Genomic DNA, 14,194 nt, shown 5'->3' on the forward strand with positions numbered 1-14,194 from the left:
CGGCATCCATCCACCTTCTACAGCAGAGCAGACCGATGATGACCGCAGACGCACCCACCTCCGACACGGCGGACCGCGAGATCGTCCTTTCGCGCGAGTTCGACGCGCCGCGCGAGCTGGTGTTCCAGGCGTACACCGACCCGCGGCACCTGCCCGTCTGGTGGGGGCCGGACGGCTTCGTCAACACCGTGCACCACATCGACGTGCGCCCCGGCGGCATGTGGCGCTTTACCATGCACGGCCCCGACGGAAAGGACTGGCCCAACCGCATCGCCTACCGCGAGGTCGTGCCCAACGAGCGCCTTGAGTTCCTGCACGGCGACGACGTGGACGACGATCCCGGCGCCTTTCAGGTGACTGTGCGCTTCGAGGACCTGGGCGGCCGCACCCGCGTAACCCAGCGGATGCTCTTCGCCACCGCCGCGCAGCGCGCGGGCGTGATCCAGTTTGGCGCGGTGGAGCTGGGCAACCAGACCATGGCCAAGCTGGCCGAGTACCTGAAGACGATGTGAACGCGGAGGGGGTGTTGCTAAACCTTTCGTAGCGATTGACTTCCTGAGGGAGGCGCCGCTCCGTACCCCGCCCGTACGATGCACTCTGGCGCCGACCGAAGGACCTCGCCGGCAGAAGAGTGGGGCTGGTCCCGTGCCCTGATCTGGCCTCTACGCCACCAAGACGAGGTCCTTCGGTCGCGCGCAACCTATCGTACGTTGGCTAGTTACACGTGGTGCGCTCCCTCAGGAAGTCAACGCTCTGTTGCTGGCGGGAGGTTTAGCGCCACCCTGCTCATGCAGTCACGGCCGCGGAGGTGAGGGAGAAACGTCGGAAACACACCGCTTTTCCTCCACGCGCTTCCGCGCGAAACCGCTGGACCGTCATCCACGACGAACAGCTTGTCGAAATCGCGCAGCCCCGTTCGTCGCCCTGTCAGAGAGCAGGAATCACGCGGCGGATCCACCGATCCACCCATCCCAACCAGGAGAGAACGCCATGTCAATCCACGAGCCCGCCAACCCCGTCTGGACCAGCCGCATGCTGGCCATCCTCCGCATCGTCGCGGGGCTGATGTTCTTTCAGGCCGGCACCATGAAGCTGCTGGGATTCCCGGCCAACCCCATGCCCAACATGCCCCCCATCGAGCTGATGTCGCAGGTGGGGATCGGAGGATTGATGGAGATCGTGGGCGGCATCGCCATCATGCTGGGGCTGTACACGCGCCCCGTCGCCTTCGTCCTGGCGGGCGAGATGGCGGTGGCGTACTTCCAGTTCCACCAGCCGAATGGGTTCTGGCCCAGCACCAACGGCGGCGTGCCCGCGGTGATGTACTGCTTCTTCTTCCTGTACCTGACGGCGGCCGGCGCGGGCGCGTGGAGCCTGGATTCGGTGCTCGCCCGCGTGCGCGGCCGCGAGCGTGCGCCAGCGCTGCGGACGAGCGTCGCGTAGGCGGGCGAAAGCGCACGAAGAGGCTTGCGCGGGTGGTGGTGCATGCATATACATGTGTACGTGAACAAAAACCGAAAGTCCGCCGCCGAGATCATGACCGCCGGGTGCCTGTGCTTCAGGGCCCGGCGCGTCTCGCGCGCGCTTACGCGCATGTACGACGAGGCGCTGCGCCCGCTGGGCATCGCCGCCACGCAGCTCACCCTGCTGAACGCCGTGGCCATGACGCGCGGCCAGGGCACCGTAAGCCGGCTGGCCGACATCCTGGCCATGGACCAGACCACCCTCTCCCGCGCCCTGCGCCCGCTGGAAAAGGCGGGCCTCGTCCAGACGGAGCGGCTGCCGGAAGACCGGCGGATGCGCGTCGCGCGGCTCACGCCCGCGGGCGAGCAGGCGGTAGACGACGCGCTGCCGCTGTGGACGCAGGCGCACCAGCGCGTGGTCGCCGCCCTGGGCGTGGACGCCGCCGCCGAGCTGCTCGAGCGCTTCGACGCCGCGTCGGCCGCGGCGCATCCATCTGCCAGAGCCTGAACGCATTCCGGTGCCCGCCGGGCGCCATCCACCCCACCCTCCCCTCGCTGGAGCGTTCGTGATGATGGAAAGCATGGAAGGCCTGCCGGAGGTGGTCTCGCGCGACGCGTGGCTGGCCGCGCGCAGGGAGCTCCTGGCGCGGGAGAAGGAGCTGACGAAGCAGCGCGACGCCCTGGCCGCCGACCGGCGCCGCCTTCCCATGGTGCGGGTGGAAAAGGACTACGTCTTCACCGGGCCGGAGGGCGAGGTTCGCCTGGCGGACCTGTTCCACGGACGCCGGCAGCTGATGGTGGGCCACTTCATGTTTCGTCCGGACTGGGATACCGGCTGCCCCAGCTGCTCCGCCGGCGCGGACGAGATGTCGGAGGGCCACCTGCGGCACCTGGCCACCCGCGACACCACCTTCGTCTACGTCTCGCGCGCGCCCATCGAGAAGATCGAGGCGTACACGGCGCAAAAGGGGTGGACGTTTCCCTGGTACTCGTCGTACGGCGGCGACTTCAACTACGACTTCGACGTTACGCTGGACGAGTCGGTAAAGCCCATCGTCTACAACTACCGCACGGCGGAAGAATACGCGGCGATGGGACAGGGCGGCTTCGAGGGCGACCAGCCGCTGGAGCGCCCGGGCCGCAGCTGCTTCCTGCGTGTGGGCGACGACGTGTTCCACACCTATTCCGTGTACGCGCGCGGGCTCGAGACCATCGGCGGGTCGTACTACATGCTGGACGAGACGGCGCTGGGGCGGCAGGAGGACTGGGAAGAGCCCAGGGGCCGCGCCGCCGCCGCGCGCGGGGCCGTTCCCGACTTCGCCAGCTGATCCGCGCCACGCAACCGGAGCGAACTGAGCATGATGGTGATCGAAGGCGCCCTGCCCCTGACCCGTGCCGCCGCCGTGGGCCCGCTGCGCCCCTGCCCCTTCTGCGGCGGCGCGGCCGTGGTGGAGCCCAGCCCCTGGCTGCGCGAGAGCGTGCGCATTGCCTGCGGCAACGAGGCCTGCCGGGTAACGCCCAGGACCGAGTACCTGCTGCTGGGCTATGCCGACGAGCTGTGCACCGCCTGGAACGGCCGCGCCGCGCCCGCGGATTCCCGCCCGGAGCCGGCGCGTGACTGACGGCGGCGTGATGGAGGACGGCGCGGCGCACGCCGCCGGCCGTGGAGATCGAGGGCACCGGGGCGCTTCGGCAGGTTGAAATCGAGATGGTGGGCCGCCCCCCTCCCCGGCTCTCCCCCGCAAACCGCGCGGGGGAGGGTGACGCGCCCGACACGGTGTCCGAAGCGGTATCGAATTCTCCTCTCCCCCATGCAGTTTATGGGGGAGAGGCCGGGAGAGGGGGGGCGCCCGCCGACGCAGTTCGACCCGTGTTCGCAGCGGGACCGAATTCTCCCCTCTCCGTGAGGAACGAACGGGGAGGGGCCGGGGGAGGGGCACCCCGGCGGGCGCAGCCCCGATGCCTTTCGTCAATCCGCCGTCTACCGAACTCCGCGCGGACCGCATCCACCCACCACACCCGCACGCGTTCGATGAGCACGTCCACCGAAGCCGCGGAACCCACCGAGCACTACGCCGACGCCGGCGATCTGCGGATCTTCTACCGCGAGCAGGGTGCGGGGCCGCCGCTCATCCTGCTCCACGGCGGCCTGGCCACCGGCGAGATCATGTGGAATCCCGCCGTGGTAGCGGAGCTGGCGCGGGAGCACCGCGTGCTCATCCCCGACTCCCGCGGCCACGGCGGCACCGGCAACCCCGCCGGGTGGATGCGCTACGACCAGATGGCGGACGACGTGGCCGCGTTCTGCGCGGCGCTGGGGCTGGAGCGGCCGACCGTCGTGGGATACAGCGACGGCGCGCAGGTCGCGCTGGAGATCGGGCTGCGGCACCCCGCGCTGGCCCGGGCAATGGTGATGGGCGGCGTGGTCACGCGGCCGGCGGAAGGGTACCTGGAGCTGCTGCGCTCCATGGGCTTCCCGGGATCGGGCGCCATCGACCTGGCGGAGGTGGAGCGCGCGATGGGCGACTTCTATCCCACCATCCAGGCGGCGCACCTGCACTACCCGGGGCCGGACGCCTCGCGGGACTACCTCACGCAGATCTCGGAGCTGTGGTACAGCGTCCCCGCCTACAGCGACGAGCAGCTGGCGTCCATCGCCGTCCCCTCGCTGGTGATCGTCGGCGACCGCGACGACCCCTCGCTGGACGAGTCGCTGCGGCTGTACCGTCTGCTCCCGCACGGAGAGCTCGCCGTCATCCCCAACGCCGACCACGGCGCCGGTGGGCTCCCTCTTTTCTGGGAGTCCGTCCACGACTTTCTCGCCCGCCACGCCCACAGGGAGAACGCCGATGCATGATGGAGGAATCGCGGAGATCGCCCGCCGGTACTACGAGGTCTACCAGGCGGTCGACCGCGAGGGGATGGAGGCGCTGCTGGCGGACGACTTCACCTTTACCAGCCCGTGGGACGACCACATCGACCGGGCCACGTACTTCAGCCACTGCTGGCCGCACGCCGGCGAGTTCCGCTTCCGCCTCCCCATGAAGGTCTTCGTGCAGGGCGATGAAGCCGTCGCCGTCTACGAGACCGAGGGCAAGCAGGGCGGCACCTTTCACAACGCCGAGCTGCTGCGCTTCGCCAGCGGCCGCATCCGCTCCATCGACGTCTTCTTCGGCTTCATCCCCGGCGCCCGCGACACCAAGGCCGCGGCGGAGGAAGCAGGCTGACCAAAAAGACGTGGGGGTACAGAGGAAGAGGAGACAGAGGACCACACGACGGTTTTCCTCTGTCTCCTCTGTTCCTCTGTACCCCCTATCTTTTCCTGCCGTTCTACCGGCGCGGGCTGATGCGCCAGAGCTCGGCGTTGTCCTCGTCGGTGACGATGTAGAGGGCGCCGTCGGGGCCCTGGCGCACGTCGCGGATGCGCTTGTTGCGGTCCGTGAGCAGGTGCTCCTCGCCGGTCACGCGGTCGTTCTCGATCACCAGCCGCACCAGGCGCATGGACGCCAGCCCGCCGATGAACAGGCTGTTGCGCCACGCCGGGAACGCGCTTCCCGTGTAGAACTGCGCGCCGGAGGGCGCGATCACCGGGTCCCAGTAGTACACGGGCTGCTCGGTGCCCGGCCGCGTGGTCGCCGCTTCACCCAGCGCCGAGGTGATGGCCGCGCCCTGGTACTCGATGCCGTACGCGGCGATCGGCCAGCCGTAGTTCTTTCCCGCCTCCACGCGGTTCAGCTCGTCCCCGCCCCGCGTGCCGTGCTCGATGACCCAGAAGCGCCCCTGCCCGTCGAAGGCGGCGGCCTGGATGTTCCGGTGGCCCATCGACCAGATCTCCGGCAGCGCGCCGGCCCGCCCCGCCAGCGGGTTGCCCTGCGGCACCGAGCCGTCGGGGCTGATGCGCAGCGTCTTGCCCAGGTGGCTCCCCGGCTCCTGCGCCTGCGGCCGCGTTTCGCGCGCCGAGCGCTCGCCCATCGTCACGTACAGCATCCCGTCCGGCCCGAAGGCCAGCCGCGAGCCAAAGTGCATGTTGTTGTTGTACGTGGGCCGCGTGTGCAGGATCACCCGCACCTGCTCCAGCCGCGCGCGATCGGCCGACAGCACGCCGCGCGCGACGCTGGTGCCGTTGCCGCCCTCGCGCGGCTCCGTAAAGCTCCAGAAGACGGTGCGGTCCGTGGCGAAATTGGGGCTGAGCGCCGCGTCCAGCAGGCCGCCCTGCCCGCGCGCGTCCACCGGCGTCACCCCCGCGACCGGCTGGCCGATCTGCCCCGTCGCCGAGACGATGCGCATGGTGCCGCCCTTTTCCGTCACCAGCAACGCGCCGTCGGGGAGCGGCTCCACGGACCAGGGCTTGTTGAGCCCGCGCGCCACCACCTGCACGTCGAAGGCGACGTTGCTGCGCACGCCGCACGCGCGCGTCTGCCCCCGCGCGGCGGGCTGCTGGCCGGCGCCGTTGGCGTCGCGCGTCTCCAGGGGCGTGCAGGGCTGCGATCCGGACTGTCCGCCGCCGGCCACCTGCGGCGTGTCCGCGGGAGCCGCGTCGGCGGAGGCGCCGGTCTGGGGCGAGCAGCCCGCCAGCAGCGCGGACGCAAGAAGGGGTACGGCAAGCACGGCTCTGGTCTGGCGCATTGGTCGGGTTCGAAAAAGTTTGTTCGCGTTCGGGCGGCATGGGCAGACCGGGATCGATCCGCGCACGCCCCGCTGTTCAGCGTTCGTACAGGGCGCCCTTCGATGCAAGAACCGGGCATCGGGACGCAGGCGGGGCGAATCGAGCGGGGATCGTCACCCCCCTTCACTTTGTTTACGTTGGATGAAGAACGCGAGCAGCGGCGCCGCGATCCATCCATCTTCAAGCGATGGCGATGCGGGGCGGCAGAAATTTCTTCATCGGCCGTGTCGATTTGGGGATGCCCCGTTCGTCACCATCACAGAAGCAAGGGAGCGGCACCCGGCCGGCCCGCTTTCGAACCCCGAGAACAGGGAGATACGACGATGCGCTTCATGATCCTGGTCAAGGCCTCCGAGGATTCCGAGGCGGGCGTGATGCCCGGCGAAGAGCTGCTCGCCGAAATGGGCCGGTACAACGAAGAGCTGGTGAAGGCCGGCGTGCTGCTGGCCGGCGAGGGGCTGCACCCCAGCTCGCGCGGCACCCGGGTCCGCTTTTCCGGCAGCCAGCGTACCGTGATCGACGGGCCGTTCGCCGAAACCAAGGAGCTGCTGGCGGGCTTCTGGCTCATCCAGGTGAAGTCGAAGGAAGAGGCGATCGAGTGGGTGAAGCGCGCGCCCAACCCCATGCCCGGCACCGAAGCGGAGATCGAGATCCGCCAGGTGTTCGACGCCGAGGACTTTGCCGAGAGCGACCCCAGCGGCGAGCTGCGCGCCGCCGAACAGCGCCTGCGCCAGCAGGTCGCCGCGCAGGCCTGACCGTCATCCACGGCTGGTGGAGCGGGCCGGCGGACGTCACGGGTCCGCCAGCCCGTTCGTGTTCGTTCGCGCCGTGGCCGCAAGCGTTTGCGGCTGGCGGATCGTGCTCCGGCGCCGCAGAATACCGGTCCAGATCGTCCGGGCGCCCGGCGCCGAACACGGAAGAACCAGACGGAGGCAGACGGATGCGGTACATGATCATGTTCAAGGCCGACAAGGACACGGAAGACGCGGCGCCCGCGTGCATCCTGCTTCCCGAGATGGGCCGCTTCATCACGCAGCTGCGCGAGGAGGGCGTGGTGATCGCCACCGAGGCGCTGCAGCCCAGCAAGCGCAACGCCGCGCGGCTGCGGCGCTCCGGCGGCAAGGTCACGCTCACCGACGGGCCGTTCGCGGAAGCCAAGGAGCTGGTCGCCGGCTTCGTGCTGGTGGAGGTCCCCTCGCACCAGGCGGCGATGGAGCTTGCCGAGCGCTTCCTTGCCATCGCCGGCGACTCCGCCGCCGAAGTCCGCGAAGTATTCGACGTCCCCCACGCATAGTCAGGCTCCCTCGCGGGAGCAGTGACTACCACCACGCACACGAAAGCAGTGACTTCCTGAGGGAGCGCACCACGTGTAACCAGCAGCCACACAACCGCCTGCGCGCGACCGAAGGACCTCGCCGGCACCACGAACGGGCCGGCTTCAGGACGCGAAACCAGCCCCCACGGTTCTGCCAGCGAGGTCCTTCAGTCGGCGCACAGGCGGTTGTGGCAGGGCCAGGTTCCGCGCGGCGCCTCCTTCAGGAAGTCACTCTGGTAGCGGCGGAGTCAACGCATACCAGTTCGCGCCTCCGTTGATTCCGGTGCTCCGGCTGTGGAGGGATCGTGGTACGGGTGTAACGCACGCGTCTCCTGCAGCACCCGCGCGGAGACATCTACTTAGCCCATTGTTGCTGTACCACACTCAATTCTGGAGGTAAGGCATGGAGCCCGAAGTTCTCGTCGCTGTGCTCGCACTGGTCGTGTCTGTGATAACCTTCGTTTGGACTTTGCGCTCACACTCCATCCAGGCGAAGCATGCAACGCTCCAGGCGAACATGGCCGTACTTGTCGAGGTGTGGGGCGCGCTCGCCAAGAACCCATCGCTGTTACGGTTCCACGGCATTAGCCCAGCAGAGTTGCAAGAGGTCGGCGTTGATGCTGAGGAACTGGCATACCTCGTTGCCAGCTTTGAAGCCGCAAGCGTGTATTATCGCTATTTCGAGAATACCCCGAACCCGTTTCCAGAGGGTTCGTTGCGGCAGAGGATGTGCGCGAGTGAGGCAACACAGAGGGCTTGGCCCCTGCTCCAGCGCTTCTTTGCCGGTGACACCAACTACTTGTCTAAAATCCAGGCGACGATAGACCGTAGCAAGTCGCTCCCACTACCCAACGAAGAACCTTAAGCGCACCCGCAGGTGGGTCCCGGGGGGCGTGGCGCGGGTGTGATACCCTCACCATCACCCCATCGGGATCATCTGGTGGCCATCGCTGCCCCATCTCTAGGCCAGAGCAGCTCCCTCCCCTGGCACCACCGCCTGTCGAAATCGCGCCCGCTCGTTCGACGTATGGGCAGAGCGACGATCCACACCCCAAAACGCGAGACGACGATGCGCTTCATGATCATCCGCAAGGCCGACGCGGACACCGAGGCGGGAATGATGCCCAGCCAGGAGCTGATCACCGCCATGGCCGCCTACAACCAGGAGATGGTCGACGCCGGCGTGATGCTGTCCGGCGACGGGCTGAAGCCCAGCGCCAACGGCGCCCGCGTCAGCTTTTCCGGCGGCAGGCCCACCGTGATCGACGGGCCGTTCACCGAGGCCAAGGAGCTGATCGCCGGCGTCTCCATCATCGAGGTCGCGTCGAAGGAAGAGGCGATCGAGTGGGTAAAGCGCTGGCCCCGGATCGACGGCGGCGGAAACGTGCAGATCGAGATCCGCCCGCTGTACGAGTTCGAGGACTTCGGCGGCGACGAGGAGATCGCGGACCTGGTCGCGCTGCGGGAGCAGATGGCGAACCGGTAACTGCGGTTTGTCGATCCGCCGGCACCCCGTTCGTCGCGTATGCAGAGACCGGCTCATGAGCCGCACGTCATCATCAACCCCGTGGAGCAGACCATGTCCGACATCCCTACCCTCCGGAACGGCGTCACCCCGTACCTCACCGTCCACGGCGCCTCGGAGGCGTCGGCGTGGTACCAGCGCGCGTTCGGCGCGCAGGAGCTGATGCGCCAGGCGGACCAGGACGGCACGCGCCTCATCCACTGCCACCTGCGCATCAACGACGCCGACGTGATGATGTCGGACGACTACCCCGAGCACGGCTTCGGGCTGCCGGAGGGCGGGCCCGCCGGCGTGACGCTGCACCTGCACGTGGACGACGCCGACCAGTGGTGGGAGCGCGCGGTCGCGGCCGGCGCCACCATCACCATGCCCATCGCCGACCAGTTCTGGGGCGACCGCTACGGCCAGGTGCGCGACCCCTATGGCCACACCTGGTCCATCGGCTCGTCCAAGAAGAACTGACATCATCCATCCGCACGAGAGCGCCATGCTTCCGATCATCGCCCTGGCCGTCGCCGCGCCCGTCGCGGGCGTGCTGGGCTACGCCGCCACCCGGCCCGGCACCTTTCGCACGGAGCGCACGACGACCATCGCCGCGCCGCCGGAGACCATCCTGCCCCTGATCACCGACTTTCGCCGCTGGGCCGACTGGTCGCCGTACGAAAGGCTGGACCCGGCGATGAAAAAGACGTTCAGCGGCGCGGCCAGCGGAACGGGCGCCGTCTACGAGTGGTCCGGCAACGGCAAGGCGGGCACGGGGCGGATGGAGATCACGGAAGTGTCGCCGTCGCGCGTCACCCTGGACCTGCGGTTCGAAAAGCCGTTCAAGGCCCGCAACGTGTCCGAGTTCATCCTGCAGCCGCGGGGTGCGCAGACCGAAGTCACCTGGGCCACGTACGGGCCCCAGCCGTTCATCAGCAAGGTGATGTGCATCTTCATCAACATGGACGAGCTGATCGGCAGGGACTTCGCCGCCGGCCTCGCCACCCTCAAGGCCATCGCGGAATCGCGCTGACCACACGTAATCCACCGGAAAACCTGGAGAGCTTCCCATGATCGCCTACATCCACAACACGCTCGTCATCGTCTCCGACCAGGAGCGCGCGCTGGACTTCTACGTCAACACGCTGGGCTGGGAAAAGCGCATCGACGTGTTGATGGGGAACTACCGCTTCCTGACCGTGGCGCCCGTCGGCGGGCAGACGGAGCTGGCGCTGGGCCCCACGCACATCTTCAAGGCCGAGCCGGGAACCGGGATCGGCGCGGGCCCCGGCATGCCCGGGCAGACGGGGATCACCTTTGGCGTGGACGACGTGGAGGAGACGTACCGCACGCTGGTGGAGCGCGGTGTGCGCTTCAGCGGGCCGCTCGAAGAGATGCCGTGGGGTGACAAGGCCACCTGGCTGTTCGATCCCGACGGCAACGGCTTCTTCTTCACAGGCTGCTAGGAGCAGGAACGGAGAATCGCGCAGCATCAGGCGCGGGCGGGGCGTGAGAATTTAGCTGGCTACGTCCATCCAACGATGTGCGTAGCCGGTGATCCGGAACGAGGCGCTATGCCCACCCCGATGCTGCGCGACTCCCCACCTCGGCCTAGGCATCCTCATGAAAACGAAGGTCTCGCTTCTACTGCTAGCTCTGCTCGCGCTCGGCGCCTCGGGTGCATCGTCCCCACAGGTTCAACTGTGCGGACCCGTCGACGGGAGTTTTCAGAACGACCTTTGCTGGATCCGCTCCTTCTCAGTGGGAAACTACGGTCTGACGCCGGCCCGGATCAATGAATTTCGCGCGTATGACCACGGAGCAAGCCGACACACAGTAAGTGCGAGCAAAGCGCCGTGGGGTGGCGACTATTTCGCTTGGATTTACGGAGGGATCGCGACACGTTGGCAGCCCGGGAATGCAGAGGCACATCCCACTGCGGCTACATTGAGCTGGAACGCCGTGGTGAGCATGGATTCAGCGCAGATCTCGCGCCTGTCACCGGCGGAGAAGCTGGACATCCTTGCGGGCAACCAGAACTTCCAGATCACGAACCACGAGCTTCGTTTTCGTGGCCCCCCGGCGACCCCCCAGCATTGGGAAGGGTTCTGCAACGGGATCCGGGCGGCTGGCGCACTAACCCCCGAGCCCCGGCGGTCGGTCCGGCGCCTAAGCCCGAACGGCACCCCGATCGTGTTCGAGACGACGGACATCAAGGCAATTCTCGGAGCCGCGTTCTTTTTTCTCGGAGAGCGCAACAACTACGCGTACATCGGCGACAATCGCACGACGGTCGATCCCAATCCCGGTGCGTTCGATATCGCACTGCGAATGCTGCTCGGGGGCTCCGACCGCGTGTTCTTCATGGATGTCGCGCCCGGCACGCAGATTTTCAATCACACCATCGTCGGGTATGATCGGAAGCTGGTGCGACGGTCGCCGCCCCGCCGTGACGGATCGCGCAGCCTCACGTTCGAGACGACCGTGCACCACATGGGTGAGCTCAGCCTGTACCAGATGGGCCGTGAAACCAGCAGCCGTGTGGCTGCCCTCGATCCTGACTTCATCTCGACCCACCGTTATTCGTACGAGCTCACGGTCGATCGCAATCGGCGGATCATTGATGGACGGTGGATTGAATCTCCGGGGTCTCCTCGTAACTGGCCGGATGCCGTGTGGTTCGGCTCCGGGCAGGGCGACGACCGCAACCACACTCCCTTTACCCAGCAGGGTATCGAAAACAACTGGAAAGGGAACCCGCACCTCACGTACGACCTGCTGATGGAACTGCTGCGGGAGTCTGCCGGAACCACCTGACCGTATCGCACGCGACGGCGCCGACGGCTTGCGCTCGCGGGGACGGACGCTCATAGTCCGTCCCCGTGAGCACATCTACCAATGAGACGCACCGCGCCATCGACGCGGTCTGGAGAATCGAGTCGGCCCGGGTCATCGCCGGGCTGGCGCGCATGGTGGGCGACGTGGGCCTGGCCGAGGACCTGGCGCAGGACGCGCTGGTGGCGGCGCTGGAGCGCTGGCCCCAGACGGGCGTCCCCGACAACCCCGGCGCCTGGCTGATGCAGACCGCCAAGCGCCGCGCCATCGACCAGTTTCGCCGCAGCAAGCTGCTGGAGCGCAAGCACCAGCTGCTGGCGCCCGAGTTGGAAGCGCAGATCGAGGCGGCGGTGCCGGACCTGGACGCGGCGCTGGACGACCCCATCGGCGACGACCTGCTGCGCCTGGTGTTCACCTGCTGCCACCCGGTGCTCACCACCGAGGCGCGGGTGGCGCTCACGCTGCGCATGCTGGGCGGATTGACCACGGAAGAGATCGCCCGCGCCTTCCTGGTCCCCGTCCCCACCGTGGCGCAGCGGATCGTCCGCGCCAAGAAGACGCTGGCCGAGGCGAAAGTCCCGTTCGAGGTGCCGCGCGGCGCCGAGCTGGCCGCGCGACTCTCGTCCGTTCTCGGCGTCGTGTACCTGATCTTCAACGAGGGCTACTCCGCCACCGCCGGCGACGACTGGATGCGCCCGGCGCTGTGCGAGGACGCGCTGCGGCTGGGGCGCATCCTTGCCGAGCTGGTGCCCGGCGAGCCGGAGGTGCACGGGCTGGTGGCGCTGATGGAGATCCAGGCGTCGCGGCTGCGGGCGCGCACCGGGCCGTCGGGCGAGCCGGTGCTGCTGCTGGACCAGGACCGCGGCCGCTGGGACCAGCTGCTCATTCGCCGCGGCCTGGCCGCGCTGGCACGCGCCGAGGCGCTGGGGGGCGCCTTTGGCCCGTACGCGCTGCAGGCCGCCATCGCCGCCTGCCACGCCCGCGCCCGCACGCCGGACGAGACGGAGTGGCCACGCATCGCCGCGCTGTACGCCGCGCTGGCGCAGCTGACGCCGTCGCCGGTGGTGGAGCTGAACCGGGCGGTGGCGCTGGGGATGGCCTTCGGTCCGGAGGCGGGGCTGCAGCTGGTGGACGAGCTGATGGACGAGCCGTCGCTCAAGGCCTACCACCTGCTCCCCAGCGTGCGCGGCGACCTGCTGTTCAAGCTGGGCCGGCTGGACGAGGCGCGCGCAGAGTTCGAGCGTGCCGCGTCGCTTACGCAGAACGCCCGCGAGCGCGACCTGCTGCTGTCCCGCGCCGCCGCCTGCGCGCACCCGCAGGCCGAGCGCGGCACGCACGCGGCCTGATCCCATCGGCCTCACAGCCGGAAACGTCGCTCCGTTCGAGGAGCCCACGATTCACTATCCTGAAGGAACCCGGATGCCGATCAGCAAGATTCTGTACACCGCCTCCGCCACGGTAACGGGCGGCCGCGAGGGCCGGGCGACCTCGTCCGACAACGCGCTGGACGTGAAGCTCGCCACGCCGCGGGAGATGGGTGGACCGGGCGGGGAGGGCACCAACCCCGAGCAGCTGTTCGCGGCCGGATACGGGTCGTGCTTCCTCAGCGCGCTGAACCTGGTCGCCACGCGGGCCAAGACGCCGCTCCCCGCGGACACCTCGCTGGAGGCGCGCGTGGGATTCGGTCCGGCGGAAGGCGGCGGCGGATACGGGCTGCAGGTGGAACTCAGGATCGACGCGCCGGGCGTGGAGCGTACGCAGGTCGAGGAGCTGGTGCAGAAGGCGCACGCCGTCTGCCCCTACTCCAACGCCACTCGCGGCAACATCGACGTGACGCTGACGGTCGTCTGAGGATCGTCCAGACGGGATGGAAAGCCCCCGCTCGGCAGAAACCGGCGGGGGCTTTTTCGCGCCCATCACTGCTCCGTCGATCCACCAGATCCGCAAACAGATTGGCCTCACACGGAGTCAACGGAGTCAACGGAGTTTTCTCGTGCCGCTTCGACTGCTCTCACAGTGCGGCGCATGGGGGAGATGTGAGCGGAGGCATGGCGCGCCGGTCGACGAGGCACGAGCCGGCGTGGTCTGTCGGGAACGGGAAGGAGATGGAATGCGGCAGGGGGCCATGAGAATATTTTTTGAGGAGGATGCGGATCGGCGGATGATCTCCGAGACGGGCAGGATTTGGCCGTCCGCACCACCTGATGCGCGATCTTTAGAACCATCCCCCACCCCACGCTCGAGGCGCCGGTTGAGGCCTTCAGAGTGCGGTCAAGTCTCCGAATTGCCAGACCCAAAGCGCTTGACTTCCTGAGAGGGTGTTGCTACCCCCCCAAATCACAAAGAAGCGCTGACTTCCTGAGGGAGCGCACCACGTGTAACCTGATTCCACACAATCGCCTGCGCGC

General features: G+C 68.1%; 18 protein-coding genes. 17 read left to right on the top strand and 1 reads right to left on the bottom strand.

All coding sequences use genetic code 11. The annotated features are described in order from the left end of the window. The first annotated feature begins 38 nt into the window (after positions 1-38). The 7 genes from VGC13_RS17210 (at position 39) to VGC13_RS17240 (ending at position 4,690) form a co-directional block, all read left to right on the top strand. On the top strand, positions 39-512 hold the full coding sequence (locus VGC13_RS17210; RefSeq protein ID WP_331126514.1) for an SRPBCC family protein: 474 nt from the start codon (positions 39-41) through the stop codon (positions 510-512). Between the two features lie 478 nt (positions 513-990). Next, positions 991-1,443: a DoxX family protein gene (locus tag VGC13_RS17215; RefSeq protein WP_331126515.1), complete on the top strand. Its 453-nt coding sequence runs from the start codon at positions 991-993 to the stop codon at positions 1,441-1,443. Positions 1,444-1,503: 60 nt separating this feature from the next. After that, the gene (locus VGC13_RS17220; RefSeq protein WP_331126516.1) at positions 1,504-1,971 is read left to right on the top strand and encodes a MarR family winged helix-turn-helix transcriptional regulator; all 468 of its coding nucleotides are present in this window, start codon (positions 1,504-1,506) and stop codon (positions 1,969-1,971) included. A gap of 61 nt (positions 1,972-2,032) precedes the next feature. Next, positions 2,033-2,791 carry a DUF899 domain-containing protein gene (locus VGC13_RS17225; RefSeq protein WP_331126517.1) on the top strand — a complete coding sequence of 253 codons (759 nt, stop codon included), beginning with the start codon at positions 2,033-2,035 and terminating at the stop codon, positions 2,789-2,791. A gap of 30 nt (positions 2,792-2,821) precedes the next feature. Further along, the gene (locus VGC13_RS17230) at positions 2,822-3,085 is read left to right on the top strand and encodes a hypothetical protein (protein ID WP_331126518.1); all 264 of its coding nucleotides are present in this window, start codon (positions 2,822-2,824) and stop codon (positions 3,083-3,085) included. 410 nt (positions 3,086-3,495) lie between these two features. Beyond that, positions 3,496-4,320 (top strand): alpha/beta hydrolase, encoded by an 825-nt coding sequence (locus VGC13_RS17235; protein ID WP_331126519.1) that lies wholly within the window; start codon positions 3,496-3,498, stop codon positions 4,318-4,320. Further along, positions 4,313-4,690 (top strand): nuclear transport factor 2 family protein, encoded by a 378-nt coding sequence (locus tag VGC13_RS17240; protein ID WP_331126520.1) that lies wholly within the window; start codon positions 4,313-4,315, stop codon positions 4,688-4,690. Before VGC13_RS17235 ends, VGC13_RS17240 begins: the two co-directional genes overlap by 8 nt. A gap of 103 nt (positions 4,691-4,793) precedes the next feature. Here the strand turns inward: VGC13_RS17240 and VGC13_RS17245 are convergent, their stop codons facing one another. Next, entirely contained in the window at positions 4,794-6,089 is a 1,296-nt protein-coding gene (locus VGC13_RS17245; protein ID WP_331126521.1) for a PQQ-dependent sugar dehydrogenase, read from the bottom strand. 363 nt (positions 6,090-6,452) lie between these two features. Between VGC13_RS17245 and VGC13_RS17250 the strand changes: the two genes are divergently transcribed. The 10 genes from VGC13_RS17250 (at position 6,453) to VGC13_RS17295 (ending at position 13,637) form a co-directional block, all read left to right on the top strand. Further along, complete coding sequence (locus VGC13_RS17250) at positions 6,453-6,884, top strand: YciI family protein (protein WP_331126522.1); 432 nt, start codon at positions 6,453-6,455, stop codon at positions 6,882-6,884. A gap of 185 nt (positions 6,885-7,069) precedes the next feature. Further along, positions 7,070-7,423, top strand: a complete 354-nt coding sequence (locus tag VGC13_RS17255) for a YciI family protein (protein ID WP_331126523.1) — start codon at positions 7,070-7,072, stop codon at positions 7,421-7,423. 424 nt (positions 7,424-7,847) lie between these two features. Then, positions 7,848-8,309 (top strand): hypothetical protein, encoded by a 462-nt coding sequence (locus tag VGC13_RS17260; protein ID WP_331126524.1) that lies wholly within the window; start codon positions 7,848-7,850, stop codon positions 8,307-8,309. Positions 8,310-8,513: 204 nt separating this feature from the next. After that, on the top strand, positions 8,514-8,930 hold the full coding sequence (locus tag VGC13_RS17265; protein WP_331126525.1) for a YciI family protein: 417 nt from the start codon (positions 8,514-8,516) through the stop codon (positions 8,928-8,930). A 93-nt stretch (positions 8,931-9,023) separates the two neighbouring features. Continuing rightward, positions 9,024-9,431 carry a VOC family protein gene (locus VGC13_RS17270; protein ID WP_331126526.1) on the top strand — a complete coding sequence of 136 codons (408 nt, stop codon included), beginning with the start codon at positions 9,024-9,026 and terminating at the stop codon, positions 9,429-9,431. 25 nt (positions 9,432-9,456) lie between these two features. Beyond that, positions 9,457-9,984: an SRPBCC family protein gene (locus tag VGC13_RS17275; RefSeq protein WP_331126527.1), complete on the top strand. Its 528-nt coding sequence runs from the start codon at positions 9,457-9,459 to the stop codon at positions 9,982-9,984. 37 nt (positions 9,985-10,021) lie between these two features. Next, positions 10,022-10,417, top strand: a complete 396-nt coding sequence (locus tag VGC13_RS17280; protein ID WP_331126528.1) for a VOC family protein — start codon at positions 10,022-10,024, stop codon at positions 10,415-10,417. Positions 10,418-10,574: 157 nt separating this feature from the next. After that, positions 10,575-11,768 (top strand): hypothetical protein, encoded by a 1,194-nt coding sequence (locus tag VGC13_RS17285; protein WP_331126529.1) that lies wholly within the window; start codon positions 10,575-10,577, stop codon positions 11,766-11,768. A 65-nt stretch (positions 11,769-11,833) separates the two neighbouring features. Next, positions 11,834-13,132, top strand: coding sequence for an RNA polymerase sigma factor (locus VGC13_RS17290; RefSeq protein WP_331126530.1), 1,299 nt, complete (start codon positions 11,834-11,836; stop codon positions 13,130-13,132). Positions 13,133-13,205: 73 nt separating this feature from the next. Beyond that, on the top strand, positions 13,206-13,637 hold the full coding sequence (locus VGC13_RS17295) for an organic hydroperoxide resistance protein (protein WP_331126531.1): 432 nt from the start codon (positions 13,206-13,208) through the stop codon (positions 13,635-13,637). Positions 13,638-14,194: the final 557 nt, after the last annotated feature.

It is taken from the genome of Longimicrobium sp., assembly GCF_036399255.1.
GTDB lineage: Bacteria > Gemmatimonadota > Gemmatimonadetes > Longimicrobiales > Longimicrobiaceae > Longimicrobium.